At 55.9% G+C, this 22672-nt stretch carries 16 protein-coding genes; 9 read left to right on the forward strand and 7 right to left on the reverse strand.

Going from position 1 to position 22672, the window contains the following annotated elements:
• Positions 1-9: 9 nt before the first annotated feature.
• Complete coding sequence (gene entC, locus JM656_RS15455) at positions 10-1185, reverse strand: isochorismate synthase EntC (RefSeq protein WP_203358536.1); 1176 nt, start codon at positions 1183-1185, stop codon at positions 10-12.
• A gap of 186 nt (positions 1186-1371) precedes the next feature.
• On the opposite strand from entC, the gene fepB reads away from it, so the two are divergent.
• Positions 1372-2319, forward strand: coding sequence for a Fe2+-enterobactin ABC transporter substrate-binding protein (gene fepB / locus JM656_RS15460; protein ID WP_238929152.1), 948 nt, complete (start codon positions 1372-1374; stop codon positions 2317-2319).
• Positions 2320-2391: 72 nt separating this feature from the next.
• Here the strand turns inward: fepB and entS are convergent, their stop codons facing one another.
• The gene (gene entS, locus JM656_RS15465) at positions 2392-3627 is read right to left on the reverse strand and encodes an enterobactin transporter EntS (protein ID WP_192611503.1); all 1236 of its coding nucleotides are present in this window, start codon (positions 3625-3627) and stop codon (positions 2392-2394) included.
• Between the two features lie 110 nt (positions 3628-3737).
• Between entS and fepD the strand changes: the two genes are divergently transcribed.
• Genes fepD through fepC form a run of 3 tightly spaced genes read left to right on the forward strand, consistent with a single transcriptional unit; the run spans position 3738 to position 6555 of the window.
• On the forward strand, positions 3738-4748 hold the full coding sequence (gene fepD, locus JM656_RS15470; protein ID WP_203358538.1) for a Fe(3+)-siderophore ABC transporter permease: 1011 nt from the start codon (positions 3738-3740) through the stop codon (positions 4746-4748).
• Positions 4745-5737 carry an iron-enterobactin ABC transporter permease gene (gene fepG / locus JM656_RS15475; RefSeq protein ID WP_203358539.1) on the forward strand — a complete coding sequence of 331 codons (993 nt, stop codon included), beginning with the start codon at positions 4745-4747 and terminating at the stop codon, positions 5735-5737. The genes fepD and fepG overlap by 4 nt, the downstream gene beginning before the upstream one ends.
• Positions 5734-6555: an iron-enterobactin ABC transporter ATP-binding protein gene (gene fepC, locus JM656_RS15480; RefSeq protein WP_203358540.1), complete on the forward strand. Its 822-nt coding sequence runs from the start codon at positions 5734-5736 to the stop codon at positions 6553-6555. The genes fepG and fepC overlap by 4 nt, the downstream gene beginning before the upstream one ends.
• 30 nt (positions 6556-6585) lie before the next feature.
• Here fepC and wzz(fepE) read toward each other — a convergent pair whose 3' ends face one another.
• From wzz(fepE) to fes, 4 genes are all read right to left on the reverse strand, one after another.
• A complete protein-coding gene (gene wzz(fepE), locus JM656_RS15485; protein ID WP_203358541.1) occupies positions 6586-7728 on the reverse strand; it encodes an LPS O-antigen length regulator Wzz(fepE) in 1143 nt (380 codons plus the stop codon).
• Between the two features lie 251 nt (positions 7729-7979).
• The gene (entF, locus tag JM656_RS15490) at positions 7980-11864 is read right to left on the reverse strand and encodes an enterobactin non-ribosomal peptide synthetase EntF (RefSeq protein WP_203358542.1); all 3885 of its coding nucleotides are present in this window, start codon (positions 11862-11864) and stop codon (positions 7980-7982) included.
• Entirely contained in the window at positions 11861-12079 is a 219-nt protein-coding gene (locus JM656_RS15495; protein WP_192611498.1) for an MbtH family protein, read from the reverse strand. Before JM656_RS15495 ends, entF begins: the two co-directional genes overlap by 4 nt.
• A 31-nt stretch (positions 12080-12110) precedes the next feature.
• Entirely contained in the window at positions 12111-13343 is a 1233-nt protein-coding gene (gene fes, locus JM656_RS15500; protein ID WP_370552277.1) for an enterochelin esterase, read from the reverse strand.
• Between the two features lie 257 nt (positions 13344-13600).
• Between fes and JM656_RS15505 the strand changes: the two genes are divergently transcribed.
• Together JM656_RS15505 and entD are read left to right on the forward strand one after the other, a co-directional pair.
• Positions 13601-15874 (forward strand): TonB-dependent siderophore receptor, encoded by a 2274-nt coding sequence (locus tag JM656_RS15505; protein ID WP_203358543.1) that lies wholly within the window; start codon positions 13601-13603, stop codon positions 15872-15874.
• A 48-nt stretch (positions 15875-15922) separates the two neighbouring features.
• Positions 15923-16627, forward strand: a complete 705-nt coding sequence (gene entD, locus JM656_RS15510) for an enterobactin synthase subunit EntD (protein WP_203358544.1) — start codon at positions 15923-15925, stop codon at positions 16625-16627.
• Here entD and JM656_RS15515 read toward each other — a convergent pair.
• A complete protein-coding gene (locus tag JM656_RS15515) occupies positions 16572-18605 on the reverse strand; it encodes a choline transporter (RefSeq protein WP_203358545.1) in 2034 nt (677 codons plus the stop codon). The genes entD and JM656_RS15515 overlap by 56 nt on opposite strands.
• Positions 18606-18879: 274 nt before the next feature.
• Between JM656_RS15515 and betI the strand changes: the two genes are divergently transcribed.
• Genes betI through betA form a run of 3 tightly spaced genes read left to right on the forward strand, consistent with a single transcriptional unit; the run spans position 18880 to position 22649 of the window.
• Positions 18880-19473 carry a transcriptional regulator BetI gene (gene betI, locus JM656_RS15520; RefSeq protein ID WP_203358546.1) on the forward strand — a complete coding sequence of 198 codons (594 nt, stop codon included), beginning with the start codon at positions 18880-18882 and terminating at the stop codon, positions 19471-19473.
• Between the two features lie 13 nt (positions 19474-19486).
• Entirely contained in the window at positions 19487-20959 is a 1473-nt protein-coding gene (betB, locus tag JM656_RS15525) for a betaine-aldehyde dehydrogenase (protein WP_203358547.1), read from the forward strand.
• Positions 20960-20972: 13 nt separating this feature from the next.
• Positions 20973-22649 (forward strand): choline dehydrogenase, encoded by a 1677-nt coding sequence (betA, locus tag JM656_RS15530; protein WP_203358548.1) that lies wholly within the window; start codon positions 20973-20975, stop codon positions 22647-22649.
• Positions 22650-22672 lie beyond the last annotated feature (23 nt).

The following is a 22672-nucleotide window of genomic DNA, read 5'->3' on the forward strand; positions in this document are numbered from 1 at the left end:
CATTACTCCTTAATGCAGTCCGAACACATTCAACATGGTGGAAAGTTTCGTACCCGTTTCACGCCACTCCGCAATTGGGGAGGAAGCAGGCACAATTCCCGCACCGGCAAAGAAGCGCACCTGATTCTGGCGTAACGTCGCGCAGCGGATCGTTACCACCCATTCGCCGTTGCCTTCGGCGTCGCACCAGCCGACGATGCCGCCAAACAATTCGCGGTCAAACGGTTCAAGTTCTGCGATCCACTTTTTCGCGACCTGATGCGGGAAACCGCTCAACGCCGGGGTTGGGTGCAGCAGACACGCCAGCGTCAGGGCGTTCTCTTGTAAGTTCGCTTTGCCTTCAAACGGTGTACCAAGGTGCCACAGCGTGGGGGTGGTGATCAGTTGCGGGGAGGACGGAAGCTGCAATTCGCGGCTGCGATCGCGCAGCACTATTTTCATCGCCTGAGTGACCAGGTCGTGTTCATGACGGTCTTTTTCAGACGCCAGCAGACGATTACCCGCCTCTCTGTCCAGCACATCATCAGGCTGGCGGCGAGCAGATCCGGCTAACGGAAGAGAACTGAAATGATCGCCCTCTTTACGCAGCAGCAATTCCGGGCTGGCGCCGAGCAATACCCCGCCGTCTTCCAGCGGGACATGGAAGTTGTAACTAACAGGGTTCTGCGCTACGAGGCGTTCCAGCAAGGCTCCGCTATCGATATTGTCGTCGGTGGTGATATCAATCAGACGCGACAACACCACTTTGTCAACTTCCGGCGTCGCCGTCAGCGCCGCCGCTTTCGCCACCATCTCCTCAAAATCATCCTGCTCAGGAATGGCTTTACGCGCAACGACGTTCAACGACGGATACTCAGTGAAATAGCGCGATGACTGTTGCTTTGCCGGACGAGAAAACGTCTGCCAGGACTCCGGTATAAACAGCGATGAAGGCTGGCTTGTATCAAAGGGAATCGCACCGACCATGACCGGGTTTTTAATCCCCTGCGATTTGGCCCTCGCAAACAGCGCATGTAATTTTTGTTGAAACGGGCTATCAGGGGAATCCCCATCCACAGCAGGTTCATCAAAGCGGGCGAAGCATCCGGACGTCGTAAAACTGCGATACGGCGACATAAAGAAAAAATGATCGGGGGCAAGCGTTGCCATTTTCTGCTGTACATCCTCGGCCAGTGACGTATCCATATCATCCTCCAAAAATGATAAAGGTTTTAATAATGATTATCATTTATATTTTCGGGCGCTAACCTAAAAGCAAACAGACGGTATGTCAACTCTTGCGCTAACACATTGTGCGACTTTGACTTGCATCCCTTCTCGCTAACAATGAAAATGAGAAGCATTAACTTCACTGATAACAGGAACTGCGTTGTGAGATTATCTTTTCTGCCTGGCCTGCTGATTGGGCTCTTCGTTTTCGGATTCTCCTCAGCCCACGCCGCTGACTGGCCACGTCAGGTAACCGACAGCCGTGGAACACACACGCTGGAGCACAAACCTGAGCGTATTGTCTCGACCAGCGTCACACTGACTGGTTCTCTGCTGGCCATTGACGCCCCGGTCATTGCCAGCGGGGCCACCACGCCCAACAACCGCGTCGGTGACGATCAGGGATTCCTGCGCCAATGGAGCGAGGTCGCAAAAGCGCGCAAACTGAACCGCCTGTACATTGGCGAACCCAGTGCTGAAGCGGTGGCCGCACAGATGCCCGATCTCATCCTGATCAGCGCCACCGGCGGCGACTCTGCGCTGGCGCTTTATGATCAGCTCTCTTCCATCGCACCGACGCTTATCATCAACTATGACGATAAAAGCTGGCAGTCATTGCTGACGCAACTCGGCGAGATCACAGGCCAGGAAAAACAGGCGGCGCAACGCATTGCTGAATTTGACCAGCAGATGGCGGTGGTAAAACAGAAGATTAAGCTGCCGCCGCAACCGGTCAGCGCGCTGGTGTACACCGCCGCCGCGCACACCGCCAATTTATGGACACCTGAGTCTGCGCAGGGCAAGATGATGGAGCAACTCGGCTTCACGCTGGCCGCGTTGCCAACGAACATGCACACCAGCACCAGTCAGGGTAAACGCCACGACATCGTCCAGCTCGGCGGTGAAAATCTGGCGGCGGGTCTGAACGGCGAGGCGCTATTCTTGTTTGCTGGTGACAGCAACGACGCCAATGCCATTTATGCCAACCCGTTGCTGGCGCACCTGCCGGCGGTGCAAAGTAAACGTGTTTACGCGCTGGGTACCGAAACGTTCCGCCTGGACTACTACAGTGCGACGTTACTGTTGAACCGTCTTGCCGTCCTGTTTTAATTTATTGTGCCGGATGACGGCTAATACCTTATCCGGCCTACATATCCCGTAGGCCTGGTAAGCAAAGCGCCATCAGGCACTTGCAGGCGTCTGGCGAAAACGTCGCAATTCACTCAGCAACAGCAGTAGTAATAACCCTACAATCACCAGTCCAAATCCACTTACGCTTGCCGAGGCGACCGGTGTCATCATCGCGCCGAGACCGCCTAACAGCGCCGCGCCGATAGCATCCCCGGTAACGTTCTGCGCCGTCCACAGGCCGTTAATCCTGCCGAGCATCGATTCCGGCGTTTGCGTTTGTAGCATCGTGTATTGCAGTAACGAACTGATGGCGCTAAGCCAGCCAAACAGCGCGAGGCAAATAACGCCCAGCGCCCAGACAGGCATCAGGCCAAACAAGCCAATCGCCAGGAAGGAACCTACCGTGGAGGCCAGCATAATCAGACCAGGGCGTACGCTGTGAGCCAGTTGTCCGCTGGTCAGCGCGCCTACCGCTGCGCCGAGGGGAATGGCGGCATAGAGGAAACCAATTTGCGCCGCAGACATGTGCCAGTTCAGCGCCAGCGCCGGATAGAGCACCCGCACCGCGCTCGCCATGGTCAGCAAACCGCCGAGCAGCGCAATACCGCCGATAAGCGGGCTGGCAAACAAAAAGCGGAACGCCGCCAGCAGCGATTTAAGCGGATGCTCACGCGGCTGAGGCGGTGGAGGCAACAGCGGAAGTCGCAATAACGGCAGCAGTGTTATAAAGGTGCCAGCCGCCGCCAGACCATAGTTCCAGGCCACGCCCCCCGTGGCTAATAGCAGTCCGCCCAGCATGGGAGAGATCACCGACCCCAGGCGAACCGTCAGCATCGTTATGGCCCCCGCCTGCATCAGATTTTCACGGCCGACCAGCGCTGGCGTTGCCGCCAACAGCGCGGTGACACCCAGCGACGCAAAGAAACCATCCCATAAGCCAAGCAGATAAATCGCCAGCAGCGAAGGTTCCGGCAGCAGCGCGTTCAGACACAGGCCGATGAAGCCGATACCACAGGTACCGCGCGCCAGCAGGATCACTTTTTTACGCTCATAGCGATCGGCCAATACGCCGCCCACCATCAGACCCACAAACATTGCGCTGCCGGTCAACGTCACCGACAAACCTACCTGCCACGTTGAGTGGGTCATCATCTGGATTTGTACCGGAACCGCCACGCCGAGCAAACCCAGCGAAACGATGGAGATAAAACGGGCAAGGAAAACCGCACGGAATGCCGGGTGCGTCTTCAACAGGCTGAGATTCAACAGCCAGGATTGTCGATTCATTACAACGCCTTAATACGAGCTTTTTTAAATATCCATTCAGAGGCTGCACATGCTAACATAACCAAATAAGATCGATAACGATAATTACTATCATTATCAGGGAAGTTGATATGTCATGCTCTATTTCCGTGACGCGCGCAATCGCCGTCCCCGGATTGTTGTTATTACTTGTTCTCGCCACCGCATTAAGTCTGGCTATAGGCGCAAAACCACTGCCAGCCTCTGTCGTTCTGGACGCACTGACCGGTAGCTGTCAAAGCCCTGACTGCGTTATCGTGCTGGATGCGCGACTGCCGCGTACGCTGGCCGGATTACTGGCCGGTGGCGCGCTGGGTCTTGCCGGTGCCTTAATGCAAACGCTCTCCCGCAACCCGCTAGCCGATCCGGGCATTCTTGGCGTTAATGCCGGCGCCAGCTTTGCCATTGTTCTGGGCGCCGCACTTTTCGGCTACTCCTCCGCAGAGGAACAACTCTTGATGGCATTTGCCGGTGCCCTTGCGGCGTCGCTGATTGTAGCGTTTACCGGCAGTCAGGGGGGCGGTCAGTTAAGTCCGGTACGGCTGACGCTGGCAGGTGTCGCGCTCAGCGCGGTGCTGGAAGGGCTATCCAGTGGAATTGCCCTACTTAACCCGGATGTATACGACCAACTCCGCTTCTGGCAAGCGGGCTCGTTGGATATCCGCAGTTTGCAAACGCTGAAGGTGGTACTGGCACCGGTACTGATAGCAGGCGTTGTTGCGCTATGCCTGAGCCGGGCGCTCAATAGTCTGAGCCTGGGCAGCGATACCGCCACGGCGCTCGGCAACAAGGTGGCGCGTACTCAGATTATCGGCCTGTTGGTGATTACCGTGTTATGCGGGAGCGCAACGGCAATTGTCGGTCCAATCGCGTTCATTGGTCTGATGATGCCGCACATGGCACGCTGGTTGGTCGGAGCCGATCACCGCTGGTCTTTGCCCGTCACACTTCTGGCTACCCCCGCCCTGCTGCTGTTTGCCGATATCATTGGTCGTGTGATTGTCCCTGGCGAATTACGCGTTTCCGTCGTCAGCGCGTTTATTGGCGCGCCGGTACTCATTTTCCTTGTCCGACGCAGACAACGCGGAGGTGCCGGTATATGAAACACGTTTCCCGCCGTCTGATCCTCTGCTGTCTGTGGCTTCTGTTCGGCGCAGTATGCGTCAGTTTATGGAGTCTGCGCAGCGGCGCCGTCACGCTGGATACCTCGCAAATTATCGCTGCATTGTGGGGAGACGCTCCGCGCAGCATCACGCTGGTCGTCACCGAATGGCGTTTACCGCGCGTGCTGATGGCGTTGCTTATCGGCGCAGCCCTTGGCGTCAGCGGCGCGATTTTCCAGTCGTTAATGCGTAACCCGCTGGGAAGCCCGGATGTGATGGGGTTCAACACTGGCGCATGGAGCGGCGTGCTGATTGCCATGGTGCTATTTGGTCAACATCTGACGGCGATTGCACTCAGCGCGATGTTGGGGGGGATACTCACTTCGCTGGTGGTCTGGGCGCTTGCCTGGCGTAACGGTATTGAGACCTTCAGGCTGATTATTATCGGCATCGGCGTACGCGCGATGCTGGTGGCATTTAATACCTGGCTGCTGCTGGAAGCCTCCTTAGAGACGGCGCTTACCGCCGGTTTATGGAATGCGGGTTCGCTCAACGGGCTGACATGGGCTAAAACCTGGCCCTCAGCCCCGTTGATCGTCGTCATGCTGGTTTGTGCGGCGCTTCTGGTACGGCGTATGCGTCTGCTGGAGATGGGGGATGACAGCGCCTGCGCACTCGGTGTTAGCGTGGAGCGCTCCCGCTTGCTGATGATGCTGGTGGCGGTGGTCCTGACCGCCGCCGCGACGGCTCTCGCCGGTCCTATCTCCTTTATCGCGCTTGTCGCGCCACATATTGCGCGTCGCCTCAGCGGCACCGCTCGCTGGGGATTAACCCAGTCAGCCCTGTGCGGCGCATTATTACTGCTGCTCGCGGATCAGGTTGCCCAACAACTGTTTATGCCTTATCAGCTCCCGGTGGGCGTTGTTACCGTCAGTCTTGGCGGCATTTATCTTATCGTCTTGTTAATTCAGGAGTCCCGCAAAAAATGACCGAATCAGTAGCCCGTTTGCGTGGCGACCAGTTAACGCTGGGGTACGGCAAATTTACCGTGGCAGAAAATCTGAATGTCTCGATTCCCGACGGCCATTTCACCGCCATTATCGGACCGAATGGGTGCGGAAAATCGACGCTGCTGCGTACGTTGAGTCGCCTGATGACCCCCGCCAAAGGACACGTCTGGTTGGATGGCGAGCATATTCAGCACTACGCCAGTAAAGAAGTGGCCCGTCGTATCGGTCTGCTGGCGCAAAATGCCACTACGCCCGGCGATATCACCGTACAGGAGTTGGTCGCGCGTGGTCGCTATCCGCATCAACCCTTGTTTACCCGCTGGCGCAAAGAAGATGAAGAGGCGGTCATGCGCGCCATGCGCGCCACGGGGATCACAAATCTGGCGACACAAAGTGTGGATACACTTTCCGGCGGACAGCGCCAGCGTGCCTGGATAGCCATGGTGCTGGCGCAAGAGACGTCCATCATGCTACTGGATGAACCCACAACATGGTTGGATATCAGCCACCAGATTGATCTGCTAGAGTTGCTGAGTGAACTGAATCGTGAGAAAGGCTATACCCTCGCCGCTGTCCTGCATGATTTGAATCAGGCCTGTCGGTATGCCACGCATCTGATTGCGTTACGTGAAGGCAAAATAGTGGCACAGGGCGCGCCGAAGGAGATCGTGACATCGGAACTGATTGAAGAAATCTATGGGCTGCGTTGCATGATCATTGAAGACCCGATCGCTGGAACGCCGTTAGTCGTCCCACTTGGGCGTTCCGGAAACTCGTCTCCGGACGCCCTGTCATGATAGCCGGAGGGCTCCCCCTCCGGCAGATCATCAGGTCAGTTGCTCTTCCATTAAGAGGGATTCCCCCATCTTGCGGGATATCAATGCATGCCGCAGTAATACCCCACCGCACGCCACCATGCCGCCCAATAACGCCGCCAGAATCACGATGATAGACTTGCCTGGACCATCTTTCTTCACAGGCAGTGAAGGCACCAGTTGGTATTTGAAGGGAACAAATTTGACATCCTTGACATTCATCACGCTCAGTTGCTCCACGTGGTACTGGCGATTACGTAATTCCGCATTAATTTCGGCGACGTCCGTCACGGATTTTTCGATTTGTAGTTTACGTGCAATACCGTCAGCGCCCAGTGAAATAGAGAAATCAGGGTCATCTTTTACTGCCTGACCGTTACTGTAGACTGGCTTTTTGATCCCGGCCGCATTGGCGATCTCCAGTGAGTAATTGAGTCGCTGAATATTGGCCTCAAGCTGGTTTTTGAGCCTGACCCGATCCATCGCCAGTCGCTCTTTCTCAAAACTGGTTTTGATTTCCAGCTTGTTTCGAATATTCTCAATAGACTCTTTCACGACGAGATCAGAAACAAACTGGATATACCCTGCAAGAACCTTCTGCGCTTCTTCTTGCGTAGGTGCGGTAAAACTCAAGGTCCACGACGTATATAACGACGTTTCATTTTTCTTACCCACATTGCTGTCGACCGCTTTCATTTTTTCACTCAGCGCCACGATTGCCCGGTGCAAATCCATCTCATCGATATTGGCATCTTTCAGCTGATCCATAACGTAAGGTGATGAGCGGAGGTAGTCTTCGAGTAATGAAGGGGATTGAAATTTCTTGATAAAAAGGTTGAATACGCCGCCACGATCGACGCTCACATCCATATCCAGCACCCGCAGTTTCGTCAGGGTTTTCTCAAGCCCCTGCCACTGAATAGGTTCAGGCGGTGTGACAATCGCCTCGCTGGTCCACTTTTGCGGTAGGAGAAATGAGATCAGTAACCCGATACATGCAAAAGCAAAAACGACAGCAACAATTCGACTTTTCGCACGCCATAAAACATCAATGAGGTTTAATAAATCAATCTCATTACTATTACGGGTTGCCGATGCGGGTTGCCAGGCAGTAAATTCCGAGTCTTTTTCGTGTTTAACATTAAGTGATGACATACCGTATAACCTGAGTACAAAACTTGATGAAAGAATCCTTCTTTGACACGATTCTAACAGCTACTCAGAATTATCCGAAACGATCTTTGTATAATAGTCCTCATCAAACCCATTATTAGGAATTGTGCTTACCCTCTGGTTATGTTTCATTTATGTTAAATAGCAATCAATACAAACAAAAACCCATAATAATTAGCTCTTATTATGGGTTTGTATAATGATATTATCTGAAAGCGTCCAGAAAACGCCCGTTATATGCTAAGCAGCTCACGGATTATTGGGCCAATATTCTCGAACGCGGACGGCGAAATAATATCGACATGCGCGCAGTCTTGGCGGTAGATATCCAACCCGGCTATCCACGGAGCCCAACTCCGCTCAGGGCTAACGCCTTCTGGTAGCGTTCGTTGAGCCACAAAGAGTGTAGCCCGACCATCAAACGGTACGCTACGCGCCGTGGTGAGCAAGCGTACCGCATCCGCATAATTTCCTTCTATGGCGGTGAACAACGCCTCGCTGGCATGCCCACGCTGAGCGGACAGAAACGCTTCACGCTCGCGATCGATCTCGGCCAACACTTCCGGATCTAATCCGTTGGCCTCTTTCTCCTGCCAGTTTTGCGTTTCTGGCGGCCAGGTATCCAGCAGACCGAGGAAAGCGACGTTTTCCCCCCGGGCGCGTAAGCGCGCAGCGATTCCCTGCGCCAGCGTCCCTCCCAGAGAATACCCCAGTAAATAGTACGGACCATGCGGCTGCTGTTTCAGCAGCGTCGCCAAATGGTGCTCACAGACCTCATCAAGGTTCGCCGCCGTCTGCATTGGACCATAGGGCCGTGGCGACTGAATCCCCATGATTGACCACTGTGGCGCGAGGTAGCGCGCCAGGACGCTAAACTGCCAGGCGAAACCGGAAGCCGGATGGAAACAAAACAGCGTCGGCCCATCGCTTTCGCGCAGCGGCAACAGCGTTTCGAATCCCAGTTGCTGGGAATGTTCGTCTTCAACGGTATCCAGCAGCGCACTCAGTTGTGCGACGGTGGAGGCCACCATAATCTGACCCGGCGTGACCTGGCGCGCGAATGTCTGACTCAACTGCGCGGCCAGCTTCATCGCCAACAATGAGTGCCCCCCCAGCGCGAAGAAATCGGCTTCCACATCGTTGACCTCGCATCCCAGCATTCGGGCAAAGGCGTTAGCGATCGTCGTTTCCGTACCGGGAAGCGGCGCACGCCCTTGCGTACGTTTCGTCACCTGCGGCATCGGCAATGCTTTGCGATCCAGTTTTCCGTTGGCGCTCAGCGGCAGCTCCGCCAGTTGAAGCAGCACCACCGGAACCATATGCTGCGGGAGTTTTTCACGGAGCTGTTCCTGCAACGCAGTCACATCCAGCGGCAAACCGGAACGTGATACCAGATATCCCACCAGTTGTCGGGCATCGCCGCCCGTTGCCACCGCCTGATTAAACACACAGGCATGGGCAACGGCATGCTCGACATCCGGCAGCATTTGCATCACGCGGTCGATTTCCCCCAGTTCAATACGCTGACCCCGGATCTTAAGCTGATCGTCACTGCGCCCCAGATACTCTACAGCGCCAGAGGTAAGCCAGCGCGCCACATCGCCGGTGCGGTACATCCGTTCACCCGGCGCAAACGGATCGGCGATAAAACGACTTGCCGTTAAATCCGCCCTTCCCAGATAGCCTTGCGCCAGCTGGATGCCGGTCAAATACAAATCCCCCGCCGTTCCCGGAGGCACTGGGCGCATCATGGCATCGAGGATCCGCAGACCGGTATTCCAGACCGGATAACCAATCGGCACGCTACTTCCGGTCACCGCGGCAAGTTCATCGCCACAGGCCGGATACCAACTGACATCTACTGCCGCTTCCGTTGGCCCATACAAATTATGCAGCGGCGCGCCGGTCAGCTGTTGCCACTCGCGGCACAGATCGCTGGGCAGAGCCTCTCCACTGCAAAAAACATGCTTTAACGAGGCACAACGTTTGCGGGCGGCTTCAGACGTCAGCGAGGCGACAAACGCCGCCAGCATTGACGGTACAAAATGGGTGGTGGTCACACCGTAGCGTGCAAAGAAATGCTGCATCGCCAGCGGATCGCGATGCGCCTCCGGCTCCGCCATCACCAGCCTGGCGCCGGCAATAAACGGCCAGAAAAACTCCCACACCGAAACGTCGAAACTACACGGCGTTTTTTGCGCCACCACATCGTCTGTCGTCAGCGAATAGTGATCCTGCATCCACAGCAAACGGTTCACGATCGCCGTTTGCCCCACCATCACCCCTTTCGGTCTTCCCGTCGAACCCGAGGTGAAAATGATATATGCCGTATGGTGTGGCTGAGAAAGTGCTAACGGCGCGGTGTCGCCAGCCGCCAGCGGCTCGCTGTAGCACAGACTTTCCAGACCTGGAATACCGCTAAACCGGGCCCGTTGCTCATCGGTGGTAATCAATAGTTTTGGCTGTGCATCTTCCAGCATCATTCGCAGTCGATCGTCCGGATATCCCGTATCCAGCGGTAGCCAGGCAGCCCCGGCTTCGACAATGCCATGCAGCGCTAACGTCAGGAACACCGAGCGTGGCAACGCCACCGCCACACTGTCCCCCGGCTTCACCCCACGTTCACGCAGTAAATTGGCGAGCGCCACCACCTGCTCACGCATTTCGCGATAGCTGAACTGATAGCGCGCATCCGCCAGCGCAGGGGCATCCGGCGTTTTATATGTCTGTTCCGCCACCAGCGCGCTGAGCGTAGTCGACGGGATATTCACCGCCGTCGCATTCACCTTCGCGAGCAGTTCTTTCTCGGCAGGCAACAGCATGTCGGCATCGCCACAGCGCAGCGAAGGATTTGCCGCAAACTGGTTAATCAGCGCCATCAGACGCGAAGCATGCTGAACTAAGGTTGCTTCCTCATAGCGCTGTTTATTGGCGAGGATTTCAATACTCAGGCCGCCCTCTTCATCAGGGAAGAGCGCCAGTTCCAGATCGTTAACCGGTCCCGTCGCCAGCGTGTGGGTGATAGCCTGAACGCCTAGGGTATCCAGCTGATAGTCAAACACTTTCACGTTCAGAACCGGGCCGAATAACGGTTCGCCGCCCGCTGCGCGTCCGCTGTCGCGGACAATCTGTTCGGCGTCATAACGTTGATGGCGACGCATTTTCTTCAGTTGTCCGGCAAGGCGCGTCGCCAGTTCCGCAAGCGTTTCTGCCGCCCTGATGTTCACACCCAACGGCAGCACATTCAGCACCGGCCCCGTCGCGGTCAACGCGGCCGATCCCATCCGCCGCATAAAGATAAAGCCGGCGGTGTAATCAGGGCGTCCACATAACCGCCCAAGCCATAGTGATACCAGCGCCAACGCGAGATCTGCGCGCTGCACATGGGGCATACGGGTTGCCAGTTGGCGGAACATGCCTTCCGGCACGTTCAATTTCATGCGCAGAACATCAGCGCTGGCGGCACCGCCAGACAAGGCGGCGGAAGAGAGCGATGCGGGAGGTGGTAACTGAGTGCGCTGTTGCGACCAAAATGCCCCATCACGCTGATACGCTTCACTGTCACGGTAGCGCTGATACTCGTCCACGACCTCGGCAAAGGGGGTAAACGGGGAGTCCGGTGTTGGTTCTCCCCGTTGCCATGCGCGGTAAATGGCGGCGATCTGTCGCGTAATGGCCGGGAAACTAAAGCCATCCACCAGCAAATGATGATAGCGTTGATACCAGTACCAGCGAGTGTCATCCACCTGAATCAATAAGTGCAGGGCAAGCGGTTTTCCGCCATCGGCCCGCAGATTTTGCCCGAGATCGGCGTGCATCACCGCCAGCGCGGCGGCGACGGGCGCAGATTCACCGCGCAGGTCGATGATCTCCGGCTCGGCAATCGGTAACTGTGGATCAACCCATTGCCAGACGTCTCCGTTATCTTCCGTGAACCGCAAACGCAGCGTGTCAGCCTGTTTCATTCCCGCCACGGCCGCTTTCGCCAGTAAAGGCGCGTCCAGCTCGCCGCATAATTCCACGTAATGCGCCACACTCCAGGCGGAAGGCAAAGAAGAGAGCTTTTCCGCCATCCAGATCCCCGGCTGCGCGGCGACCAAAGGTAAACGTTGGGTCATTGTGCCTCCTGCACATCGGCATAATGGGCGGGCGTCAATGTCGTCCAGTGGGTCGCCAGCCATTGTTGGCAGTCTTCTTGTGATTGCGGCTCGCACACCACCTGCCAGCCCGCGGGCAGTGAACACTGCTGAGGCCAGAGACTAAACTGGCGCTGCGCATTTTGCAGAATGTAAAACTGTCCCTGCGGATTATCGAAGGGATTACTGAATTCCATACTCAACTCCTGTCGTGGAAACCCGCCCGGATCAGGCCTGATTGTTCTGGTGCTCGCGGGGGTCAGTCAGCGGTTGCCATAACGTCATCAACCCCTGCATTAATCCGCCGCGCCAGCAAAGCGCATCATGTCCGCCGTCAACCTGACGCCAGCACACCGACGGCTGCACGTTATGCAACTGGCGGTAAAGCGCCTGATTCGCCTCAAAAATGATTGGTTCTCTGATGCCCGCCTCCAGCACAATGCGCAATCCCTGAGCCGAAACAGCGCCCGTCTTCAATTGCTCAGTAACGATCCCTTCCTGCTGTGCGCCGCGATGCGGCCACCAGTAAGATCCCGATTGACTCAACACACAGCCAAATCGCTCAGGCCAGTGCAGTCCTGCGTACAGCGACGAAAGTCCACCAAAACTTTGTCCGGCAACGATCGTCTGCTCAGGGCTATCGCTAAAGGGCACGACGGACTGCACTTGCGGCAATAACTCCTGCTGCACCGCCAGCCAGAAGTCGGCGTTGCACGGCAATTCCCGGCTACGGTGAGGGGTGTCGATGGCATCGATCAGCAGATAAACCGCAGCCGGAAGCTGCTTTCGGGACGTGAGCGAGGTGAGAGCGGACCAGACCGGCATGCTCTGCGCCCAAAACTGTCCGTCCAGCAGAATCGCCAGCGGACGTTTCTCCCCGGAATTTTTCCCGGTGGTAAACACCCACACGGGTCGGGTGTTGCCCAGACGTTCGCTGCGCCATTGCAAACAACGCGGGGGGGTATCCGGTTTTTCAGGGTGATCCCATCCTGGCTGTGCCGGAGCATCGGGCATTTCCAGCGCCGAAACGGCATGACCTCTTCCCCCGGTCCAACTGACGGGGTTGAGAGGATCGGCAATCGCCTGCGGTAAAAGTTGTCGCCATCCTTCACGAAGCGTCGTGCGGTCAGGCGTTTCACCGGCTACCAATGAGGTAAAAATATCGTCGCGCGCAGACGGGATAAAACAGTAACTGCCCCGCCAGTGGGCGCTGAGTTCCGTGCTCCACTGCCAGACATCCGTCCCGGCAATGCGCTGCATTGACTGCGGAATGGCATTTTGATGATGATCGGTGACACCCGTGATGTAGACCCATACACGGCGTATTGGGGAGTGATTTTCTGTTCCCTGCGGGTCGCGCCACCAGAAAGTGACCCGGCAATCACCGTTCTCCGTACGTACCCATTCAGGTCCATTTTTTGACTGCCACCAGCTATCACTTCCCACCGAAAACGCTGCCACCAACATAACCCCATGTTTATTGTGCAATTTTTCATTCATCGCTGAAATATATTGATAATATTATTGATAACTATTTGCATTTGCAATAGCGTATTGTCGCGCTGTGGGAAGCGCGAACAGTATTTCACCACTTATAAACGCTCTGGCACTGCGTGCTTTTCTGGAATGGAGGGTCTTCGCAGAGGCGGGCGACATCAGGCTAACTCCCCTTTACCGGGCGACGTTGGCACACGTGGCTAAAAAAAGCAGGACATACAATGAACAAGAAGATTCATTCCCTGGCCTTACTGGTCAATTTAGGGATTTATGGGGTAGCGCTGCCCGCACTGGCAGAAGAGACAGCAGACAATCCTGCCGTCGCCAACGAAGACACTATTGTGGTTACCGCCGCCCAACAGAACTTACAGGCGCCGGGCGTTTCCACCATCACCGCGGACGAAATCCGCAAAAATCCCCCCGCCCGCGATGTGTCGGAAATCATCCGCACCATGCCTGGCGTCAACCTGACGGGCAACTCCACCAGTGGTCAGCGCGGGAACAATCGTCAAATTGATATTCGCGGGATGGGCCCGGAAAATACCCTGATCCTGATTGACGGCAAACCGGTCACCAGCCGTAACTCTGTGCGCCTTGGCTGGCGCGGTGAACGCGATACCCGTGGTGATACCTCATGGGTGCCGCCGGAGATGATTGAACGTATCGAAGTGCTGCGCGGTCCTGCCGCAGCCCGTTACGGTAATGGCGCCGCCGGTGGCGTGGTGAACATCATCACCAAAAAGGGCAGCAGCGAATGGCACGGTTCGTGGAACACCTATTTCAACGCGCCGGAACATAAAGAAGAAGGTTCAACCAAACGCACCAACTTTAGCCTGAACGGCCCGCTGGGCGGGGATTTCAGTTTCCGTCTGTTCGGTAATCTCGACAAAACGCAGGCCGATGCGCGTGACATCAACCAGGGCCATCAATCGGAACGTACTGGCAGCTATGCCGACACGTTGCCTGCGGGTCGTGAAGGGGTGATCAATAAAGATATCAATGGCGTTGTACGCTGGGATTTCGCCCCGCTCCAGTCTCTGGAATTCGAAGCTGGTTACAACCGCCAGGGCAACCTCTACGCCGGTGATACGCAGAACACCAACACCAACCAGTTGGTGAAAGATAGCTACGGGGAAGAAACCAACCGTATGTATCGCCAGAATTACGCCCTCACCTGGAATGGCGGCTGGGATAACGGCGTCACCACCAGTAACTGGGTACAGTATGAACATACCCGCAACTCCCGAACGCCAGAAGGTTTAGCGGGGGGCACCGAAGGCATCTTCGATCCAAAAGCCTCGCAGAAATACGTTGATGCCGATCTGAATGACGTCATGCTGCACAGCGAAGTAAGCGTTCCGTTCGATCTCTTCGTGAATCAGAACTTGACGGTGGGTACCGAATGGACCCAACAGCGCATGAAAGATATGCTCTCCAACTCGCAAACCTTTATGGGCGGCGATATTCCGGGATCGTCCAGTACTGACCGCAGCCCGTATTCCAAAGCAGAGATATTCTCGCTGTTTGCCGAAAACAACATGGAGCTGACCGACAGCACCATGCTAACGCCAGGCCTGCGTTTCGATCATCACAGCATTGTCGGCGACAACTGGAGTCCGTCCCTGAACCTGTCGCAAGGTCTGGGCGATGACTTCACCCTGAAGATGGGTATCGCGCGCGCCTACAAAGCGCCAAGCCTGTACCAGACTAACCCGAACTATATTCTGTACAGTAAAGGCCAGGGCTGTTATGCCACGGGAGCGGCCAGCGGTATTGGTTGCTACATGATGGGTAACGATGACCTGAAAGCCGAAACCAGCATCAACAAAGAGATTGGTCTGGAATTCAAGCGTGACGGTTGGCTGGCGGGCGTGACCTGGTTCCGTAACGATTATCGTAACAAGATTGAAGCCGGTACGACGCCGCTCAGCAGAACGTCCATCTCCAACAAAGGGAAAACGACCTACACCGATATCTATCAGTGGGAAAACGTACCAAAAGCGGTGGTAGAAGGGCTGGAAGGGACGTTGAACGTGCCGGTTAGCGAAACCGTAAACTGGACCAATAACATCACTTACATGCTGCAGAGTAAGAATAAAGAAACCGGCGAACGCCTGTCGATTATTCCGGAGTACACGCTGAACTCAACCCTCAGCTGGCAGGTACGTCAGGATGTTTCTCTGCAATCAACGTTCACCTGGTACGGTAAACAAGAGCCGAAGAAATACGATTACCAGGGCAAACCGGTAACGGGTACGGATAAACAATCCGTCAGTCCGTACAGCATTGTCGGCCTGAGCGCGACCTGGGACGTGACGAAAAACGTCAGTCTGACCGGCGGCGTGGATAACGTCTTTGACAAACGTCTGTGGCGTGAAGGTAATGCGCAGACCGTCAGCGATACTAAAACCGGTGATTTTATGGCAGGCGCCGGCGCGCACACCTATAACGAACCGGGTCGTACGTGGTTTATGAGCGTAAATACCCACTTCTGATGCTGATTCCCCCCTCTCCTTTTGGCGAGGGGGATTTCCTGAAAAACCATGCTAACTCATCACTCAAACTTCTCTTTTGCCGGGCACACGCTGCACTGTATTGCGTTCGACCCTGACAGCTTCCATGAGCACGATCTCTTCTGGCTCCCGCATCACGCACAGTTACACGCGGCCGGAAGAAAACGCAAAGCCGAGCATTTAGCCGGGCGTATCGCCGCCGTCCACGCGCTTCGCGATTACGGCAGTAAAGCCGTTCCCGCAATCGGTGAACAGCGCCAGCCGTTATGGTCTGCGGGTTTATCGGGCAGTATCAGTCATTGTGCAACGACCGCACTGGCCGTTGTGTCGAGGCAGCCTGTGGGTGTGGATATCGAGGCGATTTTTACGCCGCAGATGGCAGAAGAACTGACAGGCAGCATCGTTGATAATGAGGAGCGGGAGATTTTACTCTCCAGCGCCCTGCCTTTTACGCTCGCCTTAACGCTGGCCTTTTCCGCCAAAGAGAGTCTGTATAAAGCGTTTTGTGGAAGGGTCAATGCGTGGCCGGGATTCGACAGCGCGAAAGTCAGCGCGATAAACGCAAGCCATATGAGCTTGCGTTTAACCGCACTCTTTTCACCCAACGTCGTCGATCATGTCGTTAACGTCGAGTGGCAAACGCGTGGCGAGTGTGTCATCACGTTATGCCTGACGCCTCCTACATTCCAGGAAACAGCACGCCGTTCCCCGGCGCTTCGCGATCCAGATGGATAAAGTTCAGATGCCGCTCGTACTGATCGAGAATATCGGTGATCACCTGCTCTTTGCTGTAATCCATCAGATCGTTCCCCTGGCTGCCCTCAAGCAGAAAGGTTTCCAGCCGGTAGTAGGTCGATTTCCCGCTACGCGCCCGATAAGTAAAACCGGGGATCGCATATTTTTGCGGCCAGATTTGATAAACGAAGTTACGTTCATCGCCCAGATTCACCCGCAGATCGAGATGACCGAGCGCTTCCCCCTCTTCCGGCGGCAGGCTTGATAACACAACGTTCGCGCCGCGCAGTTTCAGTTCATGCGCCACCTCTTCCATGGCCGGATAACAGACCGTTTCCATCATCTCGCGGGTATAACGGGTTCCCGGATAGTTCATCAGCCGCGACAACCGTTTTTTCCAGCTCAACCGGTCCTGAACGCCCATCGGGCGCGGGGCGGTGTTCCGGTTGGCGCTTTCCCGTCGGTAATCTTCAACCTTCAGCGATTTATACAGTCCGGCCATAATAAAGAAGATCACAAAGCTGAAGGGCAGTCCCATGATCACCGTCGTGTTCTGTAACGCGGAAATCCCATTGGTCATCAGCATGCCCAGCGTCAACAGACCAATCGCCACCGACCAGAACACGCGCAGCCAGGCGGGCGCATCGCTGTTGATATCTTTCAGTTTCGAGGTGAAATTCCCCAACACCAGCGCGCCGGAATCCGCCGAGGTCACATAGAACAGCAGCCCGGTTATCGTGGCGACAGATGCGCTAAAGGTAAACGCCGGATACTGCGCCAGCAGGCTGTAGAAGCCACGTTCAGGATGGGTCATCGTTTCTTCGGCAAAACCCGCATCGCCGTGGATTATCTCGTACAGCGCGCTGTTACCAAACACCGACAGCCACAGCAGAGTGAAGGTGAACGGAATAATCAGGGTGCCGAAAACAAACTGGCGAATCGTACGTCCACGGGAAATGCGCGCCAAAAACAGGCCGACAAACGGCGACCACGCCACCCACCACGCCCAGAAAAACAGCGTCCAGCTATTCATCCACTCGACCGGACGGTCAAAGGCAAAGCTGTTGAGCGTCATGCCCATAAAGCGGTTCACATAGTCGCCCACGTTCAACACCAGCGCGTTAAGCAGAAACGAGGTTTCGCCCATAAACAGCACAAAGAGGATCAGCCCCAGCGCCAGCAGCACGTTGAGCTCCGACAGCACGCGGATCCCTTTATCTACCCCCGAGGTCACCGAGATCGTGGCGATCACCACCGAGAGCACAATCAGCGCCGCTTTCGCCGCCATGGAATCCGGAATATCAAACAGCACGCTCAGCCCGTAGTTGAGCTGTACCACGCCAATCCCCAACGTGGTGGCGATACCGAAAATCGTGCCGATCACCGCCGCGATATCGACGCTGTGACCGATAGGTCCGTTGATACGCTTACCAAAAATCGGATACAGCGCCGAGCGGATCGTCAGCGGCAGATTATAGCGGTAGCTAAAATAACCGAGCGCCATCCCCATCAGCGCATACATCGACCAGCCGGTCAGCCCATAGTGAAAAAGCGTCCACACCATCGACTGGCGCGCCGCTTCAATGGTCTGCCCCGCCCCTTCCGGCGGCTGCATATATTGAGAAACAGGCTCAGCCACCGAGAAGAACATCAGGTCAATACCAATCCCCGCCGCGAACAGCATCGCAGCCCAGCTTAGCAGGCTGAATTCAGGTTTCGATTGTTCCGGGCCCAGCTTGACCGAACCGAAGCGCGAGCAGGCAATAAAGATAACAAAAACAATATAGAGCGTGGCGGCGAGCAGGTAATACCAACCGAACGTTTTGGAAACCCAGTTGAGGGTTCGGCCAATCCAGATGGCGGAAAAATCACTAAAGAAAATGGTGGTCAGGGAAAACAACAAAATCAGTCCGGCTGACGTGTAAAAAACAACGGGATTGATTTTGTCCTTTTCTCCGTCGGTAACAAGGTTCGTCATCGATTACCTCAAATTAAGTAACGCTGACTACTCTGTTGAGCAGCAAACTCCTGGAGACTCTGTAAGGTCATTGTACGCTTACCAAAAATAACCTTATACACAGAAATGAAATAAGAATAATTATTTGTTTTCAAATGAAAAAATTAAAAACCCCTGAATATCTCCTTAACGAAATCAGCCAATCGATATAACAATTAATACACATTTTATATTGAACGTCCAATCAAAAAACGGTTAAATACATAAACACAACTGATGATTGGAGCAGTAAAAAATGCCCAAAGTGGGGATGCAAACCCTTCGCCGCAGGCAGCTGATCGACGCCACGCTGGACGCCATTAATGAGGTTGGCATGCACGATGCCACCATCGCGCAGATAGCCCGCCGCGCCGGTGTTTCGACCGGCATCATTAGCCACTACTTCAAGGATAAAAATGGGCTGCTGGAGGCGACGATGCGCGACATCACCAGCCAGCTTCGCTACGCGGTTTTGCGTCGTCTGCATGCGCTGAAAGACGCCCGCGCCGAGTTGCGATTACGCGCCATTGTGGCGGGGAATTTCGATGACAGTCAGATAAGTCAGGCGGCAATGAAAGCCTGGCTGGCCTTCTGGGCGAGCAGTATGCATCAACCGATGCTGTTTCGGCTGCAGCAGATCGCCGGTAAACGTCTGCTCTCCAACATTGTTTACGAGTTCAGGCGTGAGCTTTCGCATCAACAGGCGCAACAGGCGGGCTACGGGCTGGCAGCATTGATTGACGGACTGTGGCTACGCGCCGCACTCAGCAACGAGCCGTTCAATCTGAGTCGCGCTCAGGCGTTGACCACCCATTTCATCAGTCAACATTTGCCGAAAACCACTGACTAACCGAGGAGAGCGTATGTCCCGAATGGCAGAACAACAGCTTTACATTGACGGTCGATACACTGCCGCCACCAGCGGTCGCACCTTCGAGACTACCAATCCCGCCAACGGTGAAATCCTGGCCACCGTACAGGAAGCGGGCCGCGAGGATGTCGATCGCGCCGTGAAGAGCGCCCAACGCGGGCAGAAAATCTGGGCGGCGATGACCGCCATGGAACGCTCGCGGATTTTGCGCCGGGCGGTAGATATTCTTCGCGAGCGTAACGACGAACTGGCAACACTGGAGACGCTCGACACCGGGAAGCCGTTCAGCGAAACCGCCAGCGTCGATATCGTGACCGGCGCCGATGTGCTTGAGTATTACGCCGGGCTGATCCCGGCGCTGGAAGGCTCGCAAATCCCGCTGCGTGAAACCTCTTTTGTTTACACGCGCCGCGAACCGCTGGGCGTCGTCGCGGGCATTGGCGCGTGGAACTATCCGATCCAAATCGCCCTGTGGAAATCCGCTCCGGCGCTTGCCGCAGGCAACGCGATGATCTTCAAACCCAGCGAAATCACCCCGCTCACGGCCTTAAAGCTGGCAGAAATCTACACTGAGGCGGGTCTGCCGGACGGCGTCTTTAACGTGCTACCGGGGACTGGCGCCGAAACCGGGCAATGGCTGACGGAACATCCAGGCATAGCGAAGGTTTCCTTCACCGGTGGCGTCGCCAGCGGCAAAAAAGTGATGGCGAACTCAGCGGCATCCTCGCTCAAAGAGGTGACGATGGAGCTGGGCGGGAAATCACCGCTGATTATTTTTGAGGACGCCAACCTCAATCTTGCCGCAGACATCGCCATGATGGCGAATTTCTATAGCACCGGCCAGGTTTGCACCAATGGCACCCGCGTGTTTGTTCCGACGCGGATGAAAAGCGCCTTTGAACAAACCATCCTCGCCCGCGTAGCGCGCATTCGCGCAGGCGATCTGTTTGACCCGGCCACTAACTTTGGCCCGCTGGTCAGCTTCCCGCACCGCGAAAACGTTCTGCGCTATATCGACAGCGGTAAAGCAGAAGGCGCAACGCTGCTCTGCGGCGGCGAGGCGCTGAAAGGCAACGGCTTTGACAACGGCGCGTGGGTTGCCCCGACGGTCTTCACCGACTGTCATGACGAAATGACCATTGTGCGTGAAGAAATTTTTGGCCCGGTGATGTCAATCCTGACCTACGAAGATGAAGACGAAGTCGTTCGCCGCGCTAACGATACGGACTACGGACTGGCGGCAGGCGTGGTGACCCACGATCTCAACCGCGCGCACCGCGTGATTCACCAACTGGAAGCGGGGATCTGCTGGATCAATACCTGGGGTGAATCCCCCGCCGAAATGCCGGTGGGCGGTTACAAACACTCGGGCATCGGCCGTGAAAATGGCGTGATGACGCTGCAAAGTTACACCCAGGTGAAATCCATCCAGGTTGAGATGGGTCAGTTTCAATCCCAATTCTAACCAGGAGGTTTATTTGCATTTTGACTACATCATTATTGGCGCCGGCTCCGCCGGCAACGTGCTGGCGACACGCTTAACAGAAGACCACGATACCACCGTACTGCTGCTGGAAGCCGGCGGTCCGGACTATCGCGCCGACTTTCGCACTCAAATGCCCGCCGCCCTCGCCTTCCCCTTACAGGGCAGGCGCTATAACTGGGCCTATGAAACCGAACCGGAACCGTACATGAACTATCGCCGCATGGAGTGCGGGCGAGGAAAGGGGCTGGGCGGATCGTCACTGATTAACGGCATGTGTTATATCCGCGGCAATGCTCTGGATCTTGACAACTGGGCGCAGGAACCGGGTCTTGAACACTGGAGTTACCTCGATTGCCTGCCCTACTACCGTAAAGCGGAGTCCCGTGATACCGGCGCTAACGACTATCACGGCGGCGAAGGCCCGGTGAGCGTCACCACTCCAAAGCACAATAACAATCCCCTGTTCCATGCGATGGTAGAAGCTGGCGTCCAGGCAGGATATCCACGTACCGACGATCTCAACGGCTACCAGCAGGAAGGTTTTGGTCCGATGGACAGAACCGTCACGCCACAAGGGCGTCGCGCCAGCACCGCGCGGGGCTATCTTGATCAGGCCCGGAAGCGCCCGAATCTGACCATCATCACCCATGCTCTGACCGACCGTATCCTCTTTGACGGTAAAAAAGCGGTGGGCGTGGAGTGGCTGGAAGGCGACAGCACCCTTGCAAATAAAGCGACCGCGCGCAAAGAAGTGCTGCTTTGTGCCGGGGCGATTGCCTCGCCACAGATCCTGCAACGTTCCGGCGTGGGCGATCCGGCGCTGCTCGCCGCCTTTGCTATTCCACTGGTACACCCTCTGCCTGGCGTCGGCGAAAACCTGCAGGATCATCTGGAGATGTACCTGCAATATGAATGCAAAGAACCGGTGTCGCTCTACCCGGCCCTACAATGGTGGAACCAGCCAAAGATTGGCGCCCAGTGGTTATTTGGCGGCACTGGCACGGGTGCCAGCAACCATTTTGAAGCGGGTGGGTTTATCCGCAGCCGTGACGGGTTTGCCTGGCCGAACCTTCAGTACCACTTCCTGCCGGTCGCCATTAATTACAACGGTTCTAACGCCGTCAAAGAGCACGGTTTTCAGTGCCACGTGGGATCGATGCGCTCCCCCAGTCGGGGTCATGTGCATCTGGCATCACGTGACCCGCGTGAACACCCGGCCATCCTGTTCAATTACATGTCGGCGGAGCAGGACTGGCAGGAGTTTCGCGACGCGATTCGCATCACACGGGAAATCATCAACCAGCCCGCGCTGGATCAATACCGTGGCCGGGAAATCAGCCCGGGAATTGACTGTCAGACCGATGAACAACTGGACGCCTTTGTACGCGATCACGCCGAGACGGCGTTCCATCCCTGCGGGACCTGTAAAATGGGGTATGACGAGATGGCGGTGGTAGATGGCGAAGGAAGAGTCCATGGCGTTGAGAATCTGCGCGTGGTGGACGCCTCTATTATGCCGCAAATCATTACCGGCAATCTGAACGCCACCACCATCATGATCGGCGAGAAAATTGCCGACGCCATTCGCGGTCGTACACCACTGGCCAAAAGTACCGCCCGTTATTATGTGGCAGGCGATACGCCAGTACGAACAGCGCCGCAGCGCTAACACGGACTCCGCTCTGGGCGCAG

The sequence above is a fragment of the Citrobacter sp. R56 genome (genome assembly GCF_016811995.1).
Lineage (GTDB): Bacteria > Pseudomonadota > Gammaproteobacteria > Enterobacterales > Enterobacteriaceae > Citrobacter_D > Citrobacter_D enshiensis.

Excerpts from the sequence above, each read along its gene's own strand:
- entC (WP_203358536.1), bottom strand. The coding sequence starts at position 1,185 with ATGGATACGTCACTGGCCGAGGATGTACAGCAGAAAATGGCAACGCTT.
- entS (WP_192611503.1), bottom strand. The coding sequence starts at position 3,627 with ATGAATCGACAATCCTGGCTGTTGAATCTCAGCCTGTTGAAGACGCAC.
- fepD (WP_203358538.1), top strand. The coding sequence starts at position 3,738 with ATGTCATGCTCTATTTCCGTGACGCGCGCAATCGCCGTCCCCGGATTG.
- fepG (WP_203358539.1), top strand. The coding sequence starts at position 4,745 with ATGAAACACGTTTCCCGCCGTCTGATCCTCTGCTGTCTGTGGCTTCTG.
- fepC (WP_203358540.1), top strand. The coding sequence starts at position 5,734 with ATGACCGAATCAGTAGCCCGTTTGCGTGGCGACCAGTTAACGCTGGGG.
- entF (WP_203358542.1), bottom strand. The coding sequence starts at position 11,864 with ATGACCCAACGTTTACCTTTGGTCGCCGCGCAGCCGGGGATCTGGATG.
- JM656_RS15495 (WP_192611498.1), bottom strand. The coding sequence starts at position 12,079 with ATGGAATTCAGTAATCCCTTCGATAATCCGCAGGGACAGTTTTACATT.
- JM656_RS15505 (WP_203358543.1), top strand. The coding sequence starts at position 13,601 with ATGAACAAGAAGATTCATTCCCTGGCCTTACTGGTCAATTTAGGGATT.
- entD (WP_203358544.1), top strand. The coding sequence starts at position 15,923 with ATGCTAACTCATCACTCAAACTTCTCTTTTGCCGGGCACACGCTGCAC.
- JM656_RS15515 (WP_203358545.1), bottom strand. The coding sequence starts at position 18,605 with ATGACGAACCTTGTTACCGACGGAGAAAAGGACAAAATCAATCCCGTT.
- betI (WP_203358546.1), top strand. The coding sequence starts at position 18,880 with ATGCCCAAAGTGGGGATGCAAACCCTTCGCCGCAGGCAGCTGATCGAC.
- betB (WP_203358547.1), top strand. The coding sequence starts at position 19,487 with ATGTCCCGAATGGCAGAACAACAGCTTTACATTGACGGTCGATACACT.